Here is a 22,802-nt window from a genome sequence, read left to right on the forward strand (position 1 = left end):
CGCCTACCGGCGCGGACCACACTTCGCAATCGAGCGGCAGCGAAACCCGCTGGTATCCCGCGAACTACCGAACGTCACCCGTTCACACCCGGAGGCGAACATTCCGCCCGGACGGTATGTACACGGCACCGACTTGTATCGTCGCGTCGAAGGCTGATGGTGCGGCATAGTAGGTGCCGCAGCCGCAGCGGATTGATCAAATGTCCGTTCCGGCCGGATATGCCATCCCCTGTGGTGTAATTGGCAACACGGGTCACTTTGGATGATTTGTTCCAGGTTCGAGTCCTGGCAGGGGAGCACAAGCACACTTCGGGTCCTGACCGGTGACAACACCGGCAGGGCCCACTCTCATATCCCCCCAACCCCACCCCGGTATCCTTCGGCTGTCACCCCCACCATCCAGAGCCGAAGGGCAACCCCGTGAGCGCCATTCGCCCGGCAGCCGTCGTCGTTCTCGCAGCGGGTGAGGGCACCCGTATGAAGTCGGCCACACCCAAGGTCCTGCACCAGATCTGCGGCCGTTCCCTGGTGGGCCATGTGCTGGCCGCCGCCCGCGAGTTGGACCCCGCGAACCTGGTGGTCGTCGTGGGCCACGCCCGTGAGCAGGTCGCCGCGCACCTGACCGAGATCGATCCCGGCGTGCGGACGGCCGTTCAGGCGGAGCAGAACGGCACCGGACACGCCGTCCGCATGGGGCTCGAAGAGCTGGGCGGGGGGGTCGACGGGACCGTCGTGGTCGTGTGCGGGGACACCCCGCTGCTCACCGCCGAGACGCTCCAGCAGCTCGCCGCGACCCATCACGCGGACGCCAACGCCGTGACCGTGCTGACCGCCGAGGTCCCGGACGCGACCGGCTACGGCCGTATCGTCCGCGACGACGCGAGCGGTGCCGTGACCGCGATCGTGGAGCACAAGGACGCCACCGCCGCCCAGCGGGCGATCCGGGAGATCAACAGCGGGGTGTTCGCCTTCGACGGGCAGCTGCTCGCGGACGCGCTGAAGAAGGTACGGACGGACAACAGTCAGGGCGAGGAGTACCTGACGGACGTGCTCGGGATTCTGCGGGAGGCCGGGCATCGGGTGGGGGCGTCGGTCGCCGGTGATCACCGGGAGATCGCCGGGATCAACAACCGGGTGCAGCTGGCCGAGGCTCGTCGGATTCTCAACGACCGGTTGCTGACGCGGGCGATGCTGGACGGGGTGACCGTCGTGGACCCGGCGACGACCTGGGTCGACGTGACCGTGAGCTTCGAGCAGGACGCCGTGGTGCATCCGAACACGCAGCTGCTCGGTTCGACGCACCTCGGTGAGGGTGCGGAGGTCGGGCCGAACAGCCGGCTGAAGGACACCCGGGTGGGTGCCGGGGCTCGTGTGGACAACACGGTGTCGGACGGTGCGCGGATCGGTGAGCAGGCTTCCGTGGGGCCCTACGCGTATCTGCGGCCGGGTACGCGTCTCGGCCTCAAGGCCAAGATCGGTACGTACGTGGAGACGAAGAACGCGTCGGTCGGTGAGGGGACGAAGATTCCGCATCTGTCGTACGTCGGTGACGCGACGATCGGTGACTTCTCGAACATCGGTGCCGCGAGTGTGTTCGTGAACTACGACGGTGAGAACAAGCACCACACGACCGTGGGGTCGCACTGCAAGACGGGTTCGGACAACATGTTTGTGGCGCCTGTCACGGTCGGGGACGGTGCTTACACCGCCGCCGGGTCCGTGATCACGAAGGATGTGCCGCCCGGTTCGCTGGCCGTGGCCCGTGGTCAGCAGCGGAATATCGCGGGTTGGGTGGCCCGGAAGCGTCCCGGGAGTGCTGCCGCGAAGGCGGCCGAGGCCGCGACCCGGAAGGGCGAGGGCGAGGACTGACCGGAAACGGGTGCGCCTGACACGGCGTACCGTGATAAGTGCACATCCGCACGAGTGCATACCCGCTGCTGAGACACCTCTGAGGAGACAGTGCTGTGACCGGGATCAAGACGACCGGCGAGAAGAAGTTGATGTTCTTTTCCGGCCGCGCCCACCCCGAGCTTGCCGAGGAGGTCGCCCAGCAGCTGGGTGTCGGGGTCGTCCCGACGAAGGCCTTCGACTTCGCCAATGGCGAGATCTACGTCCGTTACCAGGAGTCGGCTCGTGGTGCGGACTGCTTCCTGATCCAGAGCCACACGGCTCCGATCAACAAGTGGATCATGGAGCAGCTGATCATGATCGACGCGCTGAAGCGTGCGTCGGCGCGGTCCATCACCGTCATCGTGCCGTTCTACGGTTACGCGCGGCAGGACAAGAAGCACCGGGGTCGTGAACCGATCTCGGCGCGTCTGGTCGCGGATCTGATGAAGACGGCCGGCGCCGACCGGATCCTGACGATGGATCTGCACACGGACCAGATCCAGGGCTTCTTCGACGGGCCGGTGGACCACCTGTTCGCGCTTCCGCTGCTGGCGGACTACGTGGGCGAGAAGGTGGACCGGGGCAAGCTGACGGTGGTGTCTCCGGACGCGGGTCGTGTGCGGGTGGCGGACCGTTGGTGCGACCGGCTGGGTGCGCCGCTGGCGATCGTGCACAAGCGGCGCGACAAGGACGTGGCGAACCAGGTGACCGTCCACGAGGTCGTGGGTGAGGTCAAGGACCGGGTCTGTGTGCTCGTGGACGACATGATCGACACCGGTGGCACGATCTGCGCGGCCGCGGACGCGCTGTTCGCGCACGGTGCGGAGGACGTCATCGTGACGGCGACGCACGGCGTGCTGTCGGGTCCGGCGGCGGACCGGCTGAAGAACTCGCGGGTGAGTGAGTTCGTGTTCACGAACACGCTGCCGACGCCGGCGGAGCTGGGCCGGGATCTGGACAAGATCACCGTGCTGTCGATCGCTCCGACGATCGCGAGTGCGGTGCGTGAGGTGTTCGAGGACGGGTCTGTGACCAGCCTCTTCGACGAGCAGTGAGGTTTCTGCAGGTCCGCCGGGCGGGCTAGCTGAAGATCCTTTTGGTACGGCCTCCCCTGCCGAGTAGACTGCTGCAGTTGCTCGGCGAGGGAGGCCGTACCTGTTCGTACAGGTATCGGCGGTCCGTTATCGACGCGCTCTTCGTAGCAGGCCGTTCGTGGCCGGGTGACCCTGTCCGTTCGCGATTCCTACGAGGAGTGATCAACATGTCCGAGGTGAAGCTCGCCGCCCAGACGCGCACCGAGTTCGGCAAGGGTGCCGCCCGCCGTATCCGCCGTGACAGCAAGGTTCCCGGTGTCCTGTACGGCCACGGCTCGGACCCGCTGCACCTGACCCTGCCGGGCCACGAGCTGCAGCTGGCGCTGCGTACGCCGAACGTCCTGATCTCCCTGGACATCGACGGCAAGACCAACGAGCTGGCGATCCCGAAGGCCGTGCAGCGTGACCCGCTGAAGGGCTTCCTGGAGCACGTCGACCTGCTGCTGGTCAAGCGCGGCGAGAAGGTCACGGTCGAGATCCCGGTCCACGCCGAGGGTGAGCTGGCCGCCGGTGGCAACCTGCTCGAGCACGTGCTGAACGCCCTGCCGGTCGAGGCCGAGGCCACCCACATCCCCGAGGCGCTGACCGTCTCCGTCGAGGGCCTGGAGGCCGGTTCCTCCGTCCTCGCCAAGGACATCAAGCTGCCGTCCGGCGTGACCCTGGCCGTGGACGAGGACGCGGTCGTCCTGCAGGTCCTGCAGGCGCAGATCGAGGAGGCCGTCGAGGGCGAGGCCGCCGAGGGCGAAGAGGCCGCGGAGGCCTGACCGGCGGTTCGGCCGTAGCAGTGCGGGGAGCCGTTTTCAGGGCACCCGGCACTGCAGGCTGTGCCCACCCGTTCCGCCCTGCGGAACGACTGCCCACAGCGGTATCAGCCGCTGCTCCCTTGGGGGAGCAGCGGCTGGCGCGTATCAAGGAGACATGGACGTGACCACCCCCGCCAACGCCCCCTGGCTCATCGTGGGCCTCGGTAATCCTGGACCGGAGTACGCCATGAACCGGCACAACGTCGGGTTCATGGTGGTGGATCTGCTCGCTGAGCGGATCGGCGGGAAGTTCAAGCGTGCGGGCAAGGCGCAGGCACAGGTGTTGGAGGGCCGGATCGGTCCGATGGGGCCGGCGAACCGGCGGGTGATCCTGGCCAAGCCGATGTCGTTCATGAACCTGTCCGGCGGTCCGGTGAACGCGCTGCGGGACTTCTACAAGGTGCCGGTGGCGAACATCGTCGCGGTGCACGACGAGTTGGACATCGACCACGGCACGCTGCGGCTGAAGCTGGGCGGTGGCGACAACGGGCACAACGGTCTGAAGTCGATGACGAAGGCGATGGGGGCGGACTACCACCGGGTGCGGTTCGGGATCGGCCGGCCGCCGGGGCGGATGCAGGTGGCGGACTTCGTGCTGAAGGACTTCTCGTCGGCGGAGCGCAAGGAGCTGGACTACTTCGTGGACCGTGCGGCCGACGCGGTGGAGTGTCTGGTGATCGAGGGCCTGGAGCGGGCGCAGAGCGCGTACAACTCCTGACTTGTCCGGCCATGCCGTCCGCCGGAGTTGACCGGTCGTAGGGGGATGGCCAATGATCCCGGCCATGCCTGCCACAGCCGCCACCGCTCGCCAGGCCTCCGTGACCGCGCTGCGGTTCGGGCGGGTCGCCACGATGGGTGTGCTCGCCGCGCTGATCCTGTTCACGGGAGTGTGGGGTTCCTGGGGGACCGCACAGCACGTGATGCTGACCAAGGGGCGCGAGCGCGGCACGATCAGGGTGACGAGCTGCAGCGGGGACACGTGCCGGGGCCCGTTCACGCCGGTGTCCGATGGAGCGCGGGCGCGGTCGAGCGTGGAGATCGCGCATTCGGTCGCGGTGCGCAAGGGGCTGACGTACGCCGTGGTCGTGAAGCCGGGGACCGACGAGGTCGTGCGGTCGGGGCCGGCGGGGATCCTCTACGCCTGGATTCCGCTGGGCGGTGCGCTGCTGCTGGCGTCGGTGGTCGTGGCCGGCGGTATGCGGCTGACGCGGGCGGCGTGGGTGCTGGCGGGGTCGGGGATCGCGCTGCTGACGGGTGCTTTTCTCGTGACTCTCTGATTTCGGCCCTGTCCGATTTCGGGCCCGTCCGATTCGCAGCCGCCCGATTTCGGGCCCGTCCGATGTCGTGACCCGCTGATACGTGACCCGCTGAGGGGTTGGGGCGTTCTTCACGTCTGTGGGGGCCCTATGTGTTGCCTGTTCGTGATTGACCGGCCGCCGGGCGGGACCGGATGCTGAACCGCCCCCTCCACATCTTCCCTGTTCGCCACTCGAAGATGGATCACCCCATGCGTACCCTCATCCGCGCCGGCGCGCTGTCCGCCGGTGTCGCGGCGGCGCTCGTGTGCGCCCCCGCCGCCCAGGCGAGTGCCCCTGGTGACAACGGCACCGTCAAGATCCATGACGCCCGGACCGGCGAGGAACTGCGCCGCAACGAGCCGCACGTGTGCACCTTCTATCTGGACGCCTTCGGTTTCGACGGGGTGCAGCAGGTGGCCTGGCACATCGAGGCCTGGGCGCCGACGGCTGCGACGAAGGGCGCGACAGTGAAGTCGGGCGCCCTGACGCTGGACGCGGACGGTCACGGCCGTAGCGAGGACCTGTCGCTGCCGGACGGTCACTACAAGCTGTTCTGGAACTTCGAGGGCGAGAAGGGCGCGGCCAAGCACAAGGTGTTCTGGACGGACTGCGCCGGCTCGCAGGGCGGCGGGGGCGGTGCGGCGACCCCGTCCGGTTCGGCTTCTCCGTCGACGTCGACGCCCGGTACGGAAACGGGCGCGTCCGCGCCCCCGTCCGGAAGCCCGTCGCAGGCAGCGTCGCCGGGCTCGGCGTCGGCACCGTCCTCCACGCCGTCCGCCCAGGGCACCGGCGGTGACCTCGCCGAGACCGGTAATGGTGCCCCGGTGGGCCTGCTGTCGGCCGTCGCTGCCGCGCTGGTCGGTGCGGGGGGCGGTCTGGTGGCCTGGCGGCGCAGGGCCCGGCGGGGCTGAGACAGCTGGACGCACAGGTGCCCCCGAGGTCGTACGGACCTCGGGGGCACCTTCGTTGTGCGGTGGCCGTCAGCCGGTGTTGCGCAGGCCCGCTGCCACGCCGTTGACGGTGAGGAGCAGAGCGCGGGAGAGCAGCGGGTCGGGTTCAGCGCCGGCGGCCGCGGCGTCGCGCTGGCGCTTGAGCAGGGTGACCTGGAGGTAGGAGATCGGGTCCAGGTAGGCGTCGCGGATGGTGAAGGTCTGCCGGAGAGCGGGCTGGGCGTCGAGGAGTTCCTTCTCGCCGGTGACGCGCAGTACCTCGCGGACGGTCAGCTCGTGTTCGGCCTTGATGGTGTCGAAGACGTGCTTGAGCTCGTCGGGGACGAGGGTGTCGACGTAGTGCTGGGCGATCCGCAGGTCCGTCTTGGCGAGGGTCATCTCGACGTTGGACATGAAGTTGCGGAAGAAGTGCCACTGCCCGTGCATCTCGCCGAGCACGGTGTCCAGACCGGTTTCCCGCAGCGCCTTGAGGCCGGAGCCGACGCCGAACCAGCCGGGCACGATCTGCCGGGACTGGGTCCAGCCGAACACCCACGGAATGGCGCGCAGACCGTCGAGCGAGACGCCCGAGCCTGGGCGGCGGGAGGGCCGCGAGCCCAGGTGCAGCTCGGCGAGCTGGTCGACGGGCGTGGAGGCGAGGAAGTACGTCGGCAGGTCGGGGTCCTCGACGAGCCTGCGGTAGGCGGCGTGGGCGGCGTCGGAGACGACGTCCATGGCCGCGTCCCAGCGGGCGAGGGCCTCGTCGGACTGGCGGGGGGCGGTGTGCAGGGCGGAGGCCTGCAGGGTGGCCGCGACCGTCAGTTCGAGGTTCTCCCGGGCCAGGGACGGGATGAGGTACTTGTCGGAGATGACCTCGCCCTGCTCGGTGACCTTGATCTCGCCCTCCAGGGTGCCCCAGGGCTGAGCGAGGATGGCGTCGTGGGAGGGGCCGCCGCCGCGGCCGACGGTGCCGCCTCGGCCGTGGAACAGCCTCAGCCGCACCCCGTACCGGTGTGCGACGTCACGCAGGCGCCGCTGCGCCCGGTGGATCTCCCACTGGCTGGTGGTGATGCCGCCGAACTTGGAGGAGTCGGAGTAGCCCAGCATGACCTCCTGGACGTCGCCGCGCAGCGCGACCAGGCGCCGGTAGGACGGGTCGGAGAGCATGTCCTCGAGGATGGTGTCGGCGGCGCGCAGCTCGTCGGTGGTCTCCAGGAGCGGGACGATGCCGATCTTCGCCCAGCCGGCGTGCAGGTCGAGGAGGCCGGCCTCGCGGGCGAGGACGGCGGCGGCGAAGACGTCGTCGGCGCCCTGGCACATCGAGATGATGTAGGACTCGATGACCTCGGGGCCGAAGACCTCGAGGGCGCGCTTGACGGTCTCGAAGACGCCGAGGGTCTTGGCGCCGGCCGCGTCGACGGGGGCCGGGCTGGGGGCCAGCGGCCTCCGGGAGCGCAGCTCCTTGGCGAGGAGCTTGGCCCGGTAGTCGCGGGGCATGTCGGCGTAGCGCCAGGACTCCTCGCCGAGGCGGTCGAAGAGCTGGCCGAGGGCGTGGTGGTGGGCGTCCGCGTGTTCGCGTACGTCCATGGTGGCGAGCTGGAGGCCGAAGGCGGCCAGGGTGCGGATGGTGCGGCTCATGCGGCCGTCGGCGAACAGGGCGCCCCGGTGCTCGCGCAGGGAGGTCTGGATGAGCCGGAGGTCGGTCAGCAGCTCGCCGGTGCCGAGGTAGTCGCGGCCCGCCTCGTGCGGGGTGCCCTTGGCGAGGCGCTGCTTGGTGTTCTCCAGCTTCTGCCGGACGCAGGTGGCCTTGAGCCGGTAGGGCTCCTCGGCGTTGAGGCGCTTGTAGCGGGGGCTGATCTCGGGCAGCCGCTCCAGGTCGGCCCGGAGGGACTCCAGGAGTTCCTCGGTGGCGCCGGCGTAGCGGATCGAGTTGGAGAGCAGACCGCGCAGTTCGTCGACCATCTCCAGGGCGTCGTTGATGCCGTGCTCGTGCTGGAGGATGAGGACGTCCCAGGTCACCTGGGGGGTGACGTTGGGGTTGCCGTCGCGGTCGCCGCCGATCCAGGTGCCGAAGGTGAGGGGGCGGGTGTCGTCGGGGAGCTTGACGCCGACGCGCTCCAGTTCGGCGGTGAGGTCCTCGAGGACGTCGCCGACGGCGTCGGCGTGCAGCTCGTCGAGGTAGTAGATGGCGTTGCGGGCCTCGTCGGCGGGCTCGGGGCGCACCACGCGCAGTTCGTCGGTCTGCCAGACGAGGTCGATGTTCTCGGCGAGGCGGACGTCGTGGCGGCGGCGGTCGGAGTCGAGGACGGGGGTGTCCAGGAGCGCCGCGATGCGCCGGAGCTTGTTGAGGACCGAACGGCGCGCGGCCTCGGTGGGGTGTGCCGTGAACACCGGCCGAACATTGAGGTGCTCGACGCTCTGCCTGATGTGCTCGGGGTCGGCGTCCTTGAGGCGGTCGGCGGTGCGGGCCAGGAGACCGCCCTCGGCGGCGCGGCGCTCGCGCAGCTCGCGGCCTCGGTGCACCTGTTCGGTGACGTTGGCCAGGTGGAAGTAGGTGGAGAAGGCGCGGACCAGCTTGGCGGCGGTCTGCAGTTCGGTGCCGCGCAGCAGCTCGGCGGCGGCCTCGCCGTCCTCGCGGGTGAGGCGGCGGACCTTTTCGACCAGGTCGAGGAGTTCGGGCCCTTCCTGCCGTACGAGGGTCTCGCCCAGGAGGTCCCCCAGCCGCCTGATGTCGGCGCGCAGCTCGGTGCTGGTCGTGGTGGTCTGGTCGTCGGCACTGCTCACAGGTGCGGCTCCTTGCAGTGTTGAAGCTCGTCTGGGAGGGAACCCGGGGCACCATCCACCACGCGGCAAGCTGCCGCATACGGGCCGGAACGTCCGGGAAGGAATCAGAGCGGACCGCGCTGTCCGACCGACTCCAAGGATAGGTGTCGATGCGGACGCGCAGGTTCTCGGGCTCTTGCCGCGGCTCGGCACGCTGCCATACTTACGTCGCCGTAGGTTACGGAACCGTAGGGAAGTACCGCTGGAGTCCCGCTCGGTCCGGCCGGCCCGGCGCCCCGTCCCGACCCTCGAACCCCACAGGGGACACGCATGACCTCACGTTCCGATGTGATCGAAGAATCCCGTACGGCCGACGACACCTCCTCCGCCTCGGCCACGCTGGGTGGCGAGCAGAAGCGTTCGATCGAGCAGATCACGCTGCTCCTGTTCATCACCGTGCCGTTCCTGGCCATGGTGGCGGCCGTGCCGCTGGCCTGGGGCTGGGGGGTGAGCTGGCTCGATCTGGGCCTGCTGGTGTTCATGTACTACCTGGGGTGCCACGGCATCACGATCGGTTTCCACCGGTACTTCACCCATGGTTCGTTCAAGGCCAAGCGGCCCCTGAGGATCGCGCTCGCGGTCATGGGGTCGCTGGCGGTCGAGGGCCCGCTGGTGCGCTGGGTGGCCGATCACCGCAAGCATCACAAGTTCTCCGACGCCGAGGGTGACCCGCACTCGCCGTGGCGGTTCGGGGAGACGGTCCCCGCGCTGATGAAGGGCCTGTGGTGGGCGCACATCGGCTGGATGTTCGACGAGGAGCAGACCCCGCAGGACAAGTACGCGCCGGATCTGATCAAGGACCCGGCCATCCGGGCGGTCTCCCGCCAGTTCGTCCTGTGGACGGCCGTGTCCCTCGCGCTGCCCCCGCTGGTCGGCGGTCTGGTGACGATGTCCTGGTGGGGCGCGTTCACCGCGTTCTTCTGGGGTTCACTCGTACGAGTGGCGCTGCTGCACCATGTGACGTGGTCGATCAACTCGATCTGCCACGCGGTGGGCAAGCGGCCGTTCAAGTCGCGGGACCGCTCGGGCAACGTGTGGTGGCTGGCGGTGCTGTCCTGCGGCGAGTCCTGGCACAACCTGCACCACGCCGACCCGACCTCGGCGCGGCACGGCGTGATGCGCGGCCAGATCGACTCCTCGGCGCGGCTCATCCGCTGGTTCGAGATGCTCGGCTGGGCGTACGACGTGCGCTGGCCGTCACGCTCGCGTATCGATTCGCGCCGTAACACCGAGGAAGGCGGCTCCCGGCGCCGGAAGGAGCCCGCGAAGGCGGCATGATTGACGCCGTGGCGACCGACTCCAGCACCCCCAGCACCGACAAGCCGCGGCGAGCGCGCCGGACCCGCATGACCGGTGCGGAGCGCCGCCAGCAGCTGTTGGAGATCGGTCGCACCCTCTTCGCCGCGAAGGGCTTCGAGGGCACCTCGGTGGAGGAGATCGCGGCGAAGGCCGGGGTGTCCAAGCCGGTGGTGTACGAGCACTTCGGCGGCAAGGAGGGGCTGTACGCCGTGGTGGTGGACCGCGAGATGCGGCGGCTGCTGGACATGGTCACCGGCTCGCTGACGGCCGGCCACCCCCGCGAACTGTGCGAGCAGGCCGCCTTCGCCCTTCTCGACTACATCGAGGAGTACACGGACGGCTTCCGCATCCTGGTCCGTGACTCCCCCATCCCGCAGTCGACGGGCTCCTTCGCCTCGCTGATCTCCGACATCGCCACCCAGGTGGAGGACATCCTGGGCCGCGAGTTCAAGTCGCGCGGCTTCGACCCGAAGCTCGCCCCGCTGTACGCCCAGGCCCTGGTCGGCATGGTCGCGCTGACCGGCCAGTGGTGGCTGGACGTACGCCGCCCCAAGAAGGCGGAGGTCGCGGCGCATCTGGTGAACCTGGCGTGGCACGGCCTGGACGGGCTGGAGCCGAAGCCTCGGTTGATAGGGCACCGCAAGAGCTGAGGTCAGCGGGGTTCCAGGAACTCCAGCCGGTTGCCGACGGGGTCCTCGGAGTAGAAGCGACGGTGGCCCGGGAGGTTGTCGTCCCAGGTGACCGGCGCGCCCTTTGCCGTCAGCCGGGCCGCGTACGCCTCGATGTCCGTCACCCGGAGTCCCGGGTGAGCCTTCTTCGCGGGCCGGAAGTGACATGGTCCGCCTCCGGCGGAGGCCTGCTCGACCCCCAGGTGCAGCTGCACGGCCCCCGCCCGGAACCAGCAGCCCCCGCGCGCCGCGAGCACCGGCGGCTTGGGGATCTCCGTCATGCCGAGCACGTCGGCGTAGTACGCCCGCAGGACGTCCTCGGAGCCGGGCGGTGCGGCCAGCTGCACATGATCCACGGCGGTGATCACCTCACGCCCCCTTCACGGCCACCGCGAACAGCCGCCGGAAGGGCAGGACCGTGCCGTACGGCGCGCTCGGGTAGGCCTCGCGGAGCAGGTCCCTGTACTCGGTGACGAAGGCGTCGCGGGCCTCGGGGTCGTCGGCGAGGGCGGTGAGGGCGGGGCGCAGGCCGGTTCCCTTGACCCAGTCCAGGACCGGGTCCTCGCCCTCCAGGACGTGGAAGTACGTCGTCTGCCACACGTCGGTCTCGCAGCCGAGGCGGGCGAGGCGGTCCAGGTAGGTGCCGGGGGTGTGGACGGAGTCCTCGTGGCGCAGGACGTCGGCGAGGCGGGGCTTCCAGCGGGGTGTGGCGGCCAGTTCACGCATCAGGGCGTGCAGCGGCGCGTCGATGTTGTCCGGGACCTGGAAGGCGAAGGTGCCGCCGGGCTTGAGGGCGGCGATCCAGTCGGCGAAGCGGTCGGCGTGACCCGGCACCCAGTGGAGGGTGGCATTGGAGAGGATCAGGTCGTGCGGCCCCTCGGGGGTCCAGACGCGGGCGTCGGCGGGGGCGAAGTCCAGACGGCCTCCCCCGGCCGTGGCGCCCTCGTGGTCGACGTGCGCCTTGTCGAGCATCTCGGGCGAGTTGTCGTAGCCGGTGATGTGCGCGGTGGGCCAGCGTTCGGCGAGCAGGGCGGTGACGTTGCCGGGGCCGCAGCCGAGGTCGGCGATGCGCGGGCGCCCCGCGGGCTGTTCCGCCGGGAGCACGGGGACGCGGGCGAGCAGGTCGGCGAAGGGGCGGGCGCGGTGGCCGGCGTGGCGGAGGTACTGGGCGGGGTCCCAGGTGGGCGTCGTCATGGCTCCACTCTCCCGCCACATATATCTTGATGTCAAGAGACTTGAGATCAAGAGACTTCATGTCGACACAACCACTACACTGATCTCCATGGAGGACGAGGTCGATCGGCTGGTCGCAGCGTGGCGCCGGGAGCGTCCGGACCTCGACGTGGAGCCGCTGGAAGTGCTCAGCCGGGTGAGCAGACTGGCCCGGCACCTGGACCGCGCACGTCGGCTCGCCTTTTCCGAGCACCAGCTCGAACCCTGGGAGTTCGACGTGCTGACCGCGCTCAGGCGCGCGGGAACGCCGTATCAGCTCTCCCCCGGGCAGCTGCTGACGCAGACCCTGGTCACCTCGGGCACGATGACCAATCGGATCGACCGGCTCGCGAAGAAGGGCCTGGTGGAGCGGCTGCCCGACCCGAGCGACCGGCGGGGCGTCCTGGTCCGGCTGACCGACACCGGCCGGGACCGCGCGGACCAGGCACTGGCGGGCCTGCTGGAACAGGAGCGGGCGATCCTCGCCGAACTGTCCCGAGCCCAGCGCGCCGAACTCGCCGGCCTGCTACGCCAGCTGACCGCCCCGTTCGACAACATCCCCGGCTAGGGACCTGCCGAACGGCTCCTGCCGGAGACGCGGGGTCTGGCACGCACACGTACGTGATCAGGCGCTGTTGGTTTCCTCCGGCATGACCCGCCCGGCAGGCCCCAGGTCCACCGGACCCACTCCGGCCCGCCGGGCGAGCGCGACGGCCGCCAGGGTCGAGTGGACACCCAGTTTGCCGAGGACGTTCTGCATGTGGGTGCGCACGGTGTGCGGGGAGAGGAACAGCCGTTCGGCGACGGCCTTGCGGCCGAGGCCCGCGACCATGCAGCGCAGCACCTCCCGCTCGCGCGGGGTCAGCGACTCCACCAGCCGCTCGCTCTCGGTGCGGTGCTTGCGCGCGGCCGTCAGCTCCTTGAGGACGCCGGTGAGCAGGGCGGGCGGCAGATGGGTCTCGTCGCGCAGCACCCCCCGGATCACCGTCAGCAGCCGGGAGAGCGAGCAGTCCTTGGCGACCCAGCCGGAGGCACCCGCCTGCAGCGCGAGGGCCGCGCGCCGGGGGTCGTCCTTCTCGGCGAGGACCACCGTGCGCACCGCGGGCTGCGCCGAGCGGACGCCCGCGACCAGCGAGATCCCGTCGACCAGGCCGTCCTCGTTGCCCTCCTGCACCGGCACGGCCGGGCGCACACCGGGCAGATTGCCGCCCAGGTCGGCGTCGACGAGCAGGACGTCGTAACGGCGGCCCTCGGCGGCCGCGCGCTCCAGGCAGCGCAGCGCGGCCGGGCCGCTGCCGGCGGCCGAGACGTCGACGTCGGGCTCGGCGGCCAGCGCCGCGGCCAGCGACTCGGCGAAGATACGGTGGTCGTCGACGACCAGGACTCGGATACGAACCACGAAACCCCCTTCCCCAGGCTCCGCACGGAGCAGGGGATGACCAAGGTCCGGAGCACGACGACTCGCGCGGGCACGACACCTGCGGAAGGAATGCCGACCGCACGACCGCCGCCGTTGCGGAAACTGCTACCCCCACCACAGGCGCCGTACCCGCCTGTCTCGCCCCCTGATATGCACCGGCCCCCACCGGTGCTGTTCATCAGAGTACGGATGGGAGCAGAGAGCGGAAGCCGATTTGCAGAACTGGCCGTCCGGCACGTTTATGGTGTGCCGCATGTTTCGTATTGAGGCGGAAGTCGACAAAGCCAGACGTGATCTGCTCCGCTCCCGGCTGCGGGACACCAACACGACGGCCTCGCCGGTGCTGGCGGCGCTTCGGGGCACGCCGGGGGAGCGCGAAGTCCCGCTGCACGTCTGGGCGCTGGACTCGGCGGGAGACCTGGCCGGAGGTCTGGTCGGCCACACCTGGACGACCTGGATGCACGTCACCTACCTGTGGGTCGACTCCGTGCACCGCGGCACGGGCCTCGGCTCCCGCCTCCTCGCCGAGGCCGAGCGCGTATCCCACACGGACCGCGGCTGCACGCGTGCCCGCCTGGAGACCTGGGACTTCCAGGCACCGGAGTTCTACAAGAAGCAGGGCTACGACGTGGTGTGCGTGATCCCCGACTATCCGCCGGGGATCACGGAGTTCACCCTGACGAAGCGGCTGGGGTGACGCGGGGTCACTCCGCCGGAGGGAACGGTGGAGGTGGCGAGGGCGGTGGCGGGTAGGGCGGCCGCGGCGGGATCCTGGGTGCCGGCGGGCCCACCGGTGGCGGCGGCTGGGGTTCCAGCGAGCGGCGGGGGCGGGGCGCCGGCTGTCCGGGCATGAGGGGCGGGGCCGGGGCCGGAGGTGGCGGCGGAGGCTCGGGCAGCTCACGGTCCACCAGCACCGGACCGCCCGCCCGCAGCCGCTCGACGGTCTGCTCGGCGCGGCGGCGGGCCCGGGGGTCGTCGTCGCGTCGGAAGAGCAGCCCGACGCCCGAGGGGGTGCGATACGTGGACGAGGGGAACTGGATGATTCTGCCGCCGTGCTGCTCGACAGAGACCAACTGGTACCCGAGCGCGTGAGCGATCTCCTCGGCCAGCGCTTTCTGCCCCGGGCCGAGCCGGAGTTCGACCTGCCCCCGCCCGTCGAAGCGGGACCGTATCTCGTCGACGTCCATCCGGCTCACGCCTCCCGTGAAAGCCCGTCAGCCCCGCACAGCCGTACGGGGCGTCGAGGCTATCGCAGGCTCAGCCGACCCGCCGCGCACCCGCCGAAGGCACCGCCTCGAACACCCGCGGAGCCGTGAAACCGGCCGCGGCGAAGGCCTCCTCGGTCGCCTTGGTGAGGGTGTCCACGTCGGTGGCCTCCGCGAGGACGATCGCCGAGCCGCCGAAGCCGCCGCCGGTCATACGGGCGCCGAGTGCGCCGTTCGCGAGGGCGGTGTCGACGACCAGGTCCAGCTCCGGGCAGGAGATGCGGAAGTCGTCGCGCAGGGAGGCGTGGCCCTCGGTGAGGACCGGGCCGATGGCCCGGGTCTCGCCGACGCGGAGGAGGGACACGACCCGCTCCACCCGCTGGTCCTCCGTGACGACGTGCCGGACCAGGCGGACGACCTCCTCCTCGTCGCCGAGGCGGGCGAGGGCCGCGTCCAGGTCGGCGTAGGCGATGTCGCGCAGGGCGTCCACGCCGAGCAGGGCCGCGCCCTTCTCGCAGCCGGCCCGGCGCTTGCCGTACTCGCCGCCACTGTGGGCGTGCTTGACCTGGGTGTCGACGACCAGGAGGCGCAGGCCCTCGGCCGCGAGGTCGAAGGGGATCTGCCCCTGGGACAGGTCGCGGGTGTCGAGGAAGAGGGCGTGCCCGGACTCGCAGCAGGCCGAGGCCGTCTGGTCCATGATCCCCGTCGGCGCGCCCACGTAGACGTTCTCGGCGCGCTGGCACAGGCGGGCCAGCTGCCAGCGCTGCAGGCCGAGGTCGTACAGGTCGCCCAGCGCGAGCGCGATCACGACCTCCAGGGCCGCGGAGGAGGACAGGCCCGCGCCGGTCGGGACCGTGGAGGAGAGGTGGACGTCGGCGCCGGTGACCGGGTGCCCGGCCTCGCGCAGTGCCCAGACCACGCCCGCCGGGTAGGCCGTCCAGTTCTCGTCGCTCTGCGGGGCGAGGGAGTCGAGCCGCAGTTCCACGACTCCGCCCTCGACGTCCGCCGAGTGCAGGCGCAGGACGCCGTCGGTGCGGCGGGAGACCGCCGCGGTGGCCTGGTGCGGCAGCGCGAAGGGCATCACGAAGCCGTCGTTGTAGTCGGTGTGCTCGCCGATCAGGTTGACCCGGCCGGGCGCCGCCCACACTCCCTCCGGCTCGGCCCCGTACAGCTCGGCGAAGCGCTCCCGGACCTGCTGTGCCCCCACTACTGCTCCCTTGCCGTGCTTGCGATGTGCCGCGTGAACTCCCACGCGTCCGCGACGATCCCCGCGAGGTCCGCGCGGGACGGGTTCCAGCCCAGCTTCTCGCGGGCCGTGTCCGCCGAGGCGACCAGGACCGCCGGGTCCCCGCCGCGGCGCGGGGCCACGACCTCGGGGATCGGGTGGCCGGTGACCTTGCGGACCGTCTCGACGACCTCGCGGACGGAGAAGCCGCTGCCGTTGCCGAGGTTGCAGATCAGGTGCTCGCCCGGGCGCGCGGCCGTGAGGGCCAGCAGGTGGGCCTCGGCCAGGTCCGCGACGTGGATGTAGTCGCGGATGCAGGTGCCGTCCGGGGTCGGGTAGTCGTCGCCGAAGACGGAGATCGCGTCGCGGCGGCCCTGGGCGACCTGGAGGACGAGCGGGATCAGGTGCGACTCGGGGTCGTGGCGCTCGCCGTACGCCCCGTAGGCGCCGGCCACGTTGAAGTAGCGCAGGGACACCGCGGCCAGGCCGTGGGCGTTCGCCTCGCTGGTGATCATGTGGTCGACGGCGAGCTTGGTGGCGCCGTAGGGGTTGGTCGGCTTCGTCGGGGCGCTCTCCACGATCGGGACCTGCTCCGGCTCGCCGTAGGTGGCCGCGGTGGAGGAGAAGACCAGCTTGCGGACGCCCGCCTCGCGCATGGCACCGAGCAGGGCCATGCTGCCGGCCACGTTGTTGTCCCAGTACTTCTCCGGCTTCACCACCGACTCGCCGACCTGCGAGGAGGCGGCGAAGTGCAGCACGCCGTCGTAGGAGGCGTCGATCCACTTGGCGGCGTCGCGGATGTCGCCCTCGACGAACGCGGCACCGGCGGGCACGCCCTCGCGGAAGCCGGTGGAGAGGTTGTCGAGGACGGTGACTTCGTGTCCGGCCTCCAGCAGGTGCTGGGCCACCACACTGCCGACGTAACCCGCCCCACCCGTCACCAGGTACTTCATGAACTCGCTACCTCTCGCAGTCGCTCGGCCGCGCGCTCCGGCGGCACATCGTTGATGAACACGTTCATGCCGGACTCGGAACCCGCGAGAAACTTCAGCTTGCCGGAAGTACGGCGGATGGTGAAAAGCTCGAGGTGGAGCGCGAAGTCGTCCCGCGTCACACCGTCGAAATCCTCCAGCGTGCCGAACGGGGCCTGGTGCCAGGCCGCGATGTAGGGCGTGGGGGGCTCGCCCGCCCCTTCTTTCCCTCCGTCCCGCCCGTCGAAGATCCGGTCGAAGCGCCTCAAGAGTTCCAGATAGACCTGGGGGAATTCTGTGCGTGCCGCCTCGTCGAGCGCGAGCAGATCGGGGACGCGGCGCTTCGGGTACAGGTGGACCTCGTAGGGCCAGTGCGCCGCGTAGGGCACGAAGGCCACCCAGTGTTCACCCTCAAGGACGACCCGCTCCCCTGCGAGTCCCTGCTCCAGGACGGTGTCGAACAGGTTCTCCCCGCCGGTCGCCTCCTTGTGGGCGGCGAGCGAGCGAAGCATCAGCGCGGTGCGGGGCGTGGTGAAGGGGTAGGCGTAGATCTGACCGTGCGGGTGTCCGAGGGTCACGCCGATCTCTTCGCCCCGGTTCTCGAAACAGAACACCTGCTCGACGGAGGGCAGGTGGGACAGCTCCGAGGTGCGGTCCGTCCAGGCGTCCAGCACCAGGCGGGCCTGCTCCTCGGTGAGGTCGGCGAAGGAGGCGTCGTGGTCGGAGGTGAAGCAGACGACCTCGCAGCGGCCGGAGTCGCCCGCCAGCGACGGGAAGCGGTTCTCGAAGACGACGACGTCGTACGAGGAGTCCGGGATCTCGCTCAGCCGCTCGCCCCGCGTCGGGCACAGCGGGCACTCGTCGGCCGGCGGATGGTACGTGCGGCCCTGCCGGTGGGAGGCGATCGCCACCGAGTCACCGAGCAGCACATCACGGCGGACCTCGGACGTGGTGATCGTGCGGTCCAGCGGACGGCGGTCGACGGCGTCCCGCACGGTGTCGTCCCGAAGGTCGTAGTAGATCAGCTCACGACCGTCGGCCAGCCGGGTCGAGGTCTTCTTCACGCCGGACTCCTTGATCAAGCGCCCCTGGGGGAACAGCCCACGGGGCGTGTCCGCACCCAATCACTCAACACAATCAAACATAACGGACCACAACCCGACAACACCCTGGACCATCACAATCAAACAAAGGACATCAACAGAAGTGTTCAATTGCTGAACGCGGAGGCGTAGGTTCCGCTCCGGATCAGTTCGCGCAACGAAGCGAGTTCTCATGCAAACCCCCACATATGTCCCCACGGAACTGGCGGCGGAGCTACGGCTCCCCACGAACGGGCTGGACTACGCGATCCTGGCGATCTACTTCGTCGTCGTCCTCGGCATCGGCTTCGCGGCCCGGCACTCGGTGAAGACCAGCCTCGACTTCTTCCTCTCCGGACGCTCGCTGCCCGCCTGGATCACCGGCCTCGCCTTCGTCTCGGCGAACCTGGCGGCCACGGAGATCCTGGGCATGGCCGCGAACAGTGCCCAGTACGGCGCCTACACCGTGCACTGGTACTGGATCGGCGCCATCCCCGCCATGGTCTTCCTGGGCCTGGTGATGATGCCCTTCTACTACGGCAGCAAGGTCCGCTCGGTCCCCGAGTTCCTGCTCCTGCGCTTCGACCGGGGCGCCCACCTGCTCAGTTCGATCTTGTTCGCCTTCGCCGCCATCCTGATCGCCGGCGTCAACCTCTACGCCCTCGCGATCGTCGTCGAGGCCCTGCTCGGCTGGCCGCAGTGGGTGGCCATCGTGGTCGCCGGCGCCTTCGTCCTCGCGTACATCACGCTGGGCGGTCTGTCCTCCGCGATCTACAACGAGGTGCTGCAGTTCTTCGTGATCCTCGCGGCCCTGATCCCGATCACCGTCCTCGGCCTGAAGAAGGTCGGCGGCTGGAGCGGTCTGACCGACAAGCTCACCGTCACCCACGGCCACGACTTCACGACCGCCTGGGGCGGCACCGGCATCGGCAGCACCAACCCGCTCGGCGCCAACTGGCTGACCATCGTCCTCGGCCTCGGCTTCGTGCTCTCCTTCGGCTACTGGACCACCAACTTCGCCGAGGTGCAGCGCGCCCTGTCCGCGAAGAACCTCTCCGCCTCCCAGCGCACCCCGCTGATCGCCGCCTACCCGAAGATCTTCATCGTCTTCCTGGTGATGATCCCGGGGCTGGTCGCCGCCGCGATCGTCCCGAGGTTCGGTACCCCCGCCTCCGGCTACCAGTACAACGACGCCATCCCCTTCCTGATGCAGGAGCTGCTGCCCAACGGCGTGCTCGGCATCGCGGTCACCGGTCTGCTCGCCGCGTTCATGGCCGGCATGGCCGCCAACGTGTCCTCGTTCAACACGGTGTTCACCAACGACATCTGGGGCCGCTACGTCGTGCGCGGCCGCGAGGACTCGTACTACGTGCGCTTCGGCCGCCTGATCACCGCGATCGGCGTCGTCGCCTCCATCGGCACGGCGTTCCTGGCCTCGTCGTTCTCGAACATCATGGCCTACCTGCAGACGCTGTTCTCCTTCTTCAACGTGCCGATGTTCGTCGTCTTCATCGTCGGCATGTTCTGGAAGCGCGCGTCCGCCAAGTCCGGCTTCTGGGGCCTGCTCGCCGGCACCGTCACGGCGATGGTCAACTACTTCGTCTTCTACAAGAAGGGCATCATCTCGATCCCCACCGACCAGGGCGCCAACTTCGTCTCCGCGATCGCGGGCTTCGTCGCCGGCGCGGTCGTCATGTTCGTCGTGTCCCTGTTCACCCAGCCGAAGCCGGCCCACGAGCTGCAGGGCCTGGTCTACGGCACCCGCTCCCCCGGCATGGCCGAACCGCCGGCCGCCGGCGACGACGCCTGGTACCGCAGGCCGGCCCTGCTGGGCTGGGGCGCGATCGTGCTGGCCGCCGCCTGCTACATCCCGTTCTCGTTCTGACCGCGGGAGGATGAGGAAACCATGACCGAGCACTCTCGCCGTCACGAGCACGAGCACTTCCACTACTCGGAGGAGGACGTCCAGCGGGAGGTCACCGAGCTGGAGGGCAAGTCGGCGACCGCGGCCCGCATCTTCGACCTGCGCCGCATCATCGGTGGCCTCTTCGTCGTCTACGGCGTCATGGTCACGATCGTCGGCATCACCGACTCCCAGGCCGCCATCGACAAGGCCCAGGGCATCAACATCAACCTGTGGACCGGCATCGGCATGCTGCTCCTCGGCATCTTCTTCCTGGTATGGCTGAAGCTGCGCCCGACTCCCCCGTCGCTTCCTCCGGAGGGGTCGCCGGAGGAGAAGGAGGAGCCGACCGCGTAGCCGGCTCGGAGCCGGAGTTGCCTACAGCTCCGGCTCCGACGAGTCCGACAGGGGGCCCGCCCTGTCCAGCAGGCCGGTGCGGGCTGCCAAGGCCGCTGCCTCCAGTCGGGAACCCACGCCGAGCTTCATCAGCACCCGCTGGACATGGGTGCGGGCCGTGCTCGGGGCGATGCCCATGCCCGCCGCGATCAGTCGGGTGTCCTCGCCGTCGGCCACCCGCACCAGCACCTCCACCTCCCGCGGCGTCAGCATCTGCAGCAGCCGCTGCCCCTCGTCATCGGGCTGGGCCGCCGGATTGAGCAGCTCGCCGAAGGCGCCCTGCAGCAGCTGCGGTGCCACCGCAGCCTCCCCCGCGCGGGCCTTCATGATGGCCCGCTCGACCCCCTCGATCCGCTCGTCGTGCCGTACGTACCCCGACGCACCGGCCGCGAAGGCCGCCGCGATACCCCGCGGCGACGGCACCGGGCCCAGCACCAGCACGGCCACCTGCGGACGGTCCCGCTTGATCTTCACCACCGGGTCGAAGGCCCCCGGCTCGGCCGGTGCCGCCGTCCCCAGCAGGCACACCTCGGGCGCCCGCGCGATCACCAGATCCGCCGCACCCGCGGCCGGCGCCGCCGCCGCCAGCACCCGGTGCCCGCGCAGCTTCAACGCCGACGCCAACGCCTCCGCGAGCAGGCGATGGTCGTCGACGACCATGAGCCGCACTCCCATAGAGCAACCCCCCAGTCCCCCCCATGGATGCCCCACTATGGACGCCCACCGGTCCACCACGACAGAGGGCCGCCCCCCGGCGCCCCTGCCTTCATGCCCCCGGAAGCTACACGCTTGTTCGACGTCGCGCTGCCCCTATGAAGGAGAAGTGCCCCGGATCGATGAAATCCGGGGCACTCCCTGGTAATACCTGGCATTCACCCCGGGCGCTCTGAAGCGCCCGGGGGCGTGCGATCAGCCGCCCGCGCCGAATGCGAGCAGCAGATACTCCTTGCCGTACGACACCTTGTGCGCGTACGCGGCCGACATGAACAGCCGGCCCTGCCCGTACCGGATCTCCGCGTAGTCCGGGGCCATCGTGGACTCCGCCTCCCGCACGTCCTGCGCGGCCGGGTTCTCCAGCAGCTTGGTCGCCTTGAAGGAGCCGCCGTCGATGCTGACGACCTGGCCGCCCTTGTCGTACGGCGGCTGCTTGTAGGCGAGCAGGTTGCCGCCGTCCATGCGCAGCGGGGAGATCGTGTAGCCGTCGCCGGCCTCGGCGCGCTGGCCGGTCTGCTTGCCCGTGGTCAGGTCGAAGGCGACGATCTCGTTGGTCTTGCTGTACTGGCCGGTGCCGTCGTGCTCCTCGGTCGGCACGTACAGCTTGCCGGCGCCCGCGACGACCTCCCGGCAGTCCTCGACACGGGTGATGCCGTCGCAGCGGCCGCCGTAGGTGTCACCGGGCGCGGAGATGCGGGTGAGCAGCTTGCCGGTCTTGTTGTCGATGGAGAAGTAGTCCGAGATGCCGCTGCCGTCGCCCGCGCTGTTGCCGACGTCGGCGGCCACCACCAGCGGGTCGGTCGAGACGACGCTGGCGTACTCGATGCCCGTCGCCATCTGGTAGTCGGAGATCACCTTCCCGGAGGTCGGGTCGATGGTCTGGATGTGCAGCTGACGGCTGCCGTAGCTGCCGCACTTGCGCACCGCGACCAGCTTGGGGCCGCCGCCGTACCCGCTGTCGTAGCAGGAGTCCGTCGGCTTCGGCTGCCACAGCGGCTTGCCGGAGTCGATGTCGAACGCGGCACCGCCGCTGGTGCTGCCGACCGCGACGGTGTGCTGAGACACCGTCACGTTCTCCAGGCTGATCAGGGAGTCACCGGTCTTGACCGTCTTCGTCCACAGCTTGGTGCCCTTGGCGAGGTCGATGGCCGCGACCTGGCTGCATCCCGCGGTGGAGCCCTTCGCGGGCATCTTCGGCTGGAAGACGATCGCCGTCTTGTCGTCCGCGGTGACGTGCTTGCTGGCCGTGCACACCGGGCCGGGCAGCTTGAGCGTCCACAACTCGGTGCCCTTGGCAGGGTCGTAGCCGACGATCTCCGCGATCCCGCTCTTGGCGTACACGGTGTCGGTCAGCCAGGAGCCCGCGGTGACGACGGAGTCGTTCGCCTTGGGCATCGGGACCTTGAAGAGGACCTTGGCGGCGGTGTTCGCCGGCACCTTCTCCTTGCCGCCCGAGGACGTGCCCCCGGAGCCGTCCTTGCCGCCCGAGCCCCCGCTGGAGCTCGCGGTGTCGTTCTTCTTGCCGTCGTCCCCGGAGGACTTGGCGTACCAGACGCCGCCGCCGACGATCAGGCCGATCACGACGAGCGCCGCGACGATGATGACGAGAGCGCTGTTGTTCTTCCCGCCGCCGGACTGCACCGGCTGCGGCGCCATCGGCACGGTGGGAGCGCCCGGGTAGCCGTAACCCTGGGGCTGGGTGTACGGATTCTGCGGCGCGCCGGGGTAGCCGTAGCCGGGCTGGGGCGGCTGCGGGGCCTGGGGTGCCTGCGGAGCCTGCGGAGCCTGCGGAGCCTGCGGAGCCTGCGGAGCCTGCGGAGCCTGCGGAGCCTGCGGAGCCTGCGGAGCCTGCGGAGCCTGCGGAGCCTGC

22 protein-coding genes and 1 tRNA gene are annotated in these 22,802 nt (G+C 70.0%); 13 read left to right on the forward strand and 10 right to left on the reverse strand.

Annotated features, from left to right (window positions below; translation table 11 throughout):
• Positions 1-225 precede the first annotated feature (225 nt).
• The 7 genes from ACIRVH_RS29905 (at position 226) to ACIRVH_RS29935 (ending at position 5,996) form a co-directional block, all read left to right on the forward strand.
• Positions 226-297, forward strand: a tRNA-Gln gene (locus tag ACIRVH_RS29905).
• Between the two features lie 123 nt (positions 298-420).
• Positions 421-1,869 (forward strand): bifunctional UDP-N-acetylglucosamine diphosphorylase/glucosamine-1-phosphate N-acetyltransferase GlmU, encoded by a 1,449-nt coding sequence (gene glmU / locus ACIRVH_RS29910; RefSeq protein WP_403959406.1) that lies wholly within the window; start codon positions 421-423, stop codon positions 1,867-1,869.
• Between the two features lie 95 nt (positions 1,870-1,964).
• A complete protein-coding gene (locus ACIRVH_RS29915; protein ID WP_403959408.1) occupies positions 1,965-2,945 on the forward strand; it encodes a ribose-phosphate diphosphokinase in 981 nt (326 codons plus the stop codon).
• 206 nt (positions 2,946-3,151) lie between these two features.
• Positions 3,152-3,748, forward strand: a complete 597-nt coding sequence (locus ACIRVH_RS29920; protein ID WP_403959411.1) for a 50S ribosomal protein L25/general stress protein Ctc — start codon at positions 3,152-3,154, stop codon at positions 3,746-3,748.
• Positions 3,749-3,902: 154 nt separating this feature from the next.
• Positions 3,903-4,505, forward strand: coding sequence for an aminoacyl-tRNA hydrolase (gene pth / locus ACIRVH_RS29925; protein WP_403959413.1), 603 nt, complete (start codon positions 3,903-3,905; stop codon positions 4,503-4,505).
• 52 nt (positions 4,506-4,557) lie between these two features.
• The gene (locus ACIRVH_RS29930) at positions 4,558-5,064 is read left to right on the forward strand and encodes a hypothetical protein (RefSeq protein WP_403959416.1); all 507 of its coding nucleotides are present in this window, start codon (positions 4,558-4,560) and stop codon (positions 5,062-5,064) included.
• Between the two features lie 230 nt (positions 5,065-5,294).
• A complete protein-coding gene (locus ACIRVH_RS29935) occupies positions 5,295-5,996 on the forward strand; it encodes an LPXTG cell wall anchor domain-containing protein (protein ID WP_403959419.1) in 702 nt (233 codons plus the stop codon).
• Positions 5,997-6,065: 69 nt separating this feature from the next.
• Here ACIRVH_RS29935 and ppc read toward each other — a convergent pair whose 3' ends face one another.
• Positions 6,066-8,798, reverse strand: a complete 2,733-nt coding sequence (gene ppc, locus ACIRVH_RS29940; RefSeq protein ID WP_403959422.1) for a phosphoenolpyruvate carboxylase — start codon at positions 8,796-8,798, stop codon at positions 6,066-6,068.
• Between the two features lie 309 nt (positions 8,799-9,107).
• On the opposite strand from ppc, the gene ACIRVH_RS29945 reads away from it, so the two are divergent.
• Both ACIRVH_RS29945 and ACIRVH_RS29950 read left to right on the forward strand, forming a co-directional pair.
• Entirely contained in the window at positions 9,108-10,115 is a 1,008-nt protein-coding gene (locus ACIRVH_RS29945; RefSeq protein WP_403959425.1) for an acyl-CoA desaturase, read from the forward strand.
• Positions 10,112-10,786: a TetR/AcrR family transcriptional regulator gene (locus ACIRVH_RS29950; RefSeq protein WP_235458709.1), complete on the forward strand. Its 675-nt coding sequence runs from the start codon at positions 10,112-10,114 to the stop codon at positions 10,784-10,786. The genes ACIRVH_RS29945 and ACIRVH_RS29950 overlap by 4 nt, the downstream gene beginning before the upstream one ends.
• 2 nt (positions 10,787-10,788) lie before the next feature.
• Here ACIRVH_RS29950 and ACIRVH_RS29955 read toward each other — a convergent pair whose 3' ends face one another.
• Together ACIRVH_RS29955 and ACIRVH_RS29960 are read right to left on the reverse strand one after the other, a co-directional pair.
• Positions 10,789-11,172 carry a VOC family protein gene (locus tag ACIRVH_RS29955; RefSeq protein ID WP_403959428.1) on the reverse strand — a complete coding sequence of 128 codons (384 nt, stop codon included), beginning with the start codon at positions 11,170-11,172 and terminating at the stop codon, positions 10,789-10,791.
• Between the two features lies 1 nt (position 11,173).
• Positions 11,174-11,998 (reverse strand): trans-aconitate 2-methyltransferase, encoded by an 825-nt coding sequence (locus ACIRVH_RS29960; protein WP_403959431.1) that lies wholly within the window; start codon positions 11,996-11,998, stop codon positions 11,174-11,176.
• An 88-nt stretch (positions 11,999-12,086) separates the two neighbouring features.
• Between ACIRVH_RS29960 and tamR the strand changes: the two genes are divergently transcribed.
• Positions 12,087-12,584: a MarR family transcriptional regulator TamR gene (tamR, locus tag ACIRVH_RS29965; RefSeq protein WP_053661755.1), complete on the forward strand. Its 498-nt coding sequence runs from the start codon at positions 12,087-12,089 to the stop codon at positions 12,582-12,584.
• Positions 12,585-12,641: 57 nt separating this feature from the next.
• On the opposite strand, the gene ACIRVH_RS29970 is transcribed toward tamR, so the two are convergent.
• Complete coding sequence (locus ACIRVH_RS29970; protein ID WP_403959436.1) at positions 12,642-13,415, reverse strand: LuxR C-terminal-related transcriptional regulator; 774 nt, start codon at positions 13,413-13,415, stop codon at positions 12,642-12,644.
• Positions 13,416-13,677: 262 nt separating this feature from the next.
• Between ACIRVH_RS29970 and ACIRVH_RS29975 the strand changes: the two genes are divergently transcribed.
• Positions 13,678-14,133 carry a GNAT family N-acetyltransferase gene (locus tag ACIRVH_RS29975; RefSeq protein ID WP_403959764.1) on the forward strand — a complete coding sequence of 152 codons (456 nt, stop codon included), beginning with the start codon at positions 13,678-13,680 and terminating at the stop codon, positions 14,131-14,133.
• Between the two features lie 7 nt (positions 14,134-14,140).
• Here the strand turns inward: ACIRVH_RS29975 and ACIRVH_RS29980 are convergent, their stop codons facing one another.
• From ACIRVH_RS29980 to galT, 4 genes are all read right to left on the reverse strand, one after another.
• Positions 14,141-14,623, reverse strand: a complete 483-nt coding sequence (locus ACIRVH_RS29980; RefSeq protein WP_403959767.1) for a hypothetical protein — start codon at positions 14,621-14,623, stop codon at positions 14,141-14,143.
• Positions 14,624-14,693: 70 nt separating this feature from the next.
• On the reverse strand, positions 14,694-15,848 hold the full coding sequence (galK, locus tag ACIRVH_RS29985) for a galactokinase (RefSeq protein ID WP_403959439.1): 1,155 nt from the start codon (positions 15,846-15,848) through the stop codon (positions 14,694-14,696).
• Positions 15,848-16,819: a UDP-glucose 4-epimerase GalE gene (galE, locus tag ACIRVH_RS29990; RefSeq protein WP_403959442.1), complete on the reverse strand. Its 972-nt coding sequence runs from the start codon at positions 16,817-16,819 to the stop codon at positions 15,848-15,850. Before galE ends, galK begins: the two co-directional genes overlap by 1 nt.
• Complete coding sequence (galT, locus tag ACIRVH_RS29995) at positions 16,816-17,901, reverse strand: galactose-1-phosphate uridylyltransferase (protein WP_403959445.1); 1,086 nt, start codon at positions 17,899-17,901, stop codon at positions 16,816-16,818. The genes galE and galT overlap by 4 nt, the downstream gene beginning before the upstream one ends.
• Before the next feature lie 211 nt (positions 17,902-18,112).
• Here galT and ACIRVH_RS30000 point away from each other — a divergent pair, with 211 nt between their 5' ends.
• Together ACIRVH_RS30000 and ACIRVH_RS30005 are read left to right on the forward strand one after the other, a co-directional pair.
• On the forward strand, positions 18,113-19,804 hold the full coding sequence (locus ACIRVH_RS30000; RefSeq protein WP_403959446.1) for a sodium:solute symporter family protein: 1,692 nt from the start codon (positions 18,113-18,115) through the stop codon (positions 19,802-19,804).
• 21 nt (positions 19,805-19,825) lie between these two features.
• Positions 19,826-20,179, forward strand: a complete 354-nt coding sequence (locus ACIRVH_RS30005; RefSeq protein ID WP_403959449.1) for a hypothetical protein — start codon at positions 19,826-19,828, stop codon at positions 20,177-20,179.
• A 21-nt stretch (positions 20,180-20,200) separates the two neighbouring features.
• On the opposite strand, the gene ACIRVH_RS30010 is transcribed toward ACIRVH_RS30005, so the two are convergent.
• Together ACIRVH_RS30010 and ACIRVH_RS30015 are read right to left on the reverse strand one after the other, a co-directional pair.
• Positions 20,201-20,893, reverse strand: coding sequence for a LuxR C-terminal-related transcriptional regulator (locus ACIRVH_RS30010; protein WP_403959451.1), 693 nt, complete (start codon positions 20,891-20,893; stop codon positions 20,201-20,203).
• A gap of 234 nt (positions 20,894-21,127) precedes the next feature.
• The coding region (locus ACIRVH_RS30015) for a PQQ-binding-like beta-propeller repeat protein (protein ID WP_403959454.1) at positions 21,128-22,802 on the reverse strand (1,675 nt) is incomplete at its 5' end.

Origin of the sequence: Streptomyces sp. NPDC101165 (assembly GCF_044768135.1) — a bacterium.
GTDB lineage: Bacteria > Actinomycetota > Actinomycetes > Streptomycetales > Streptomycetaceae > Streptomyces.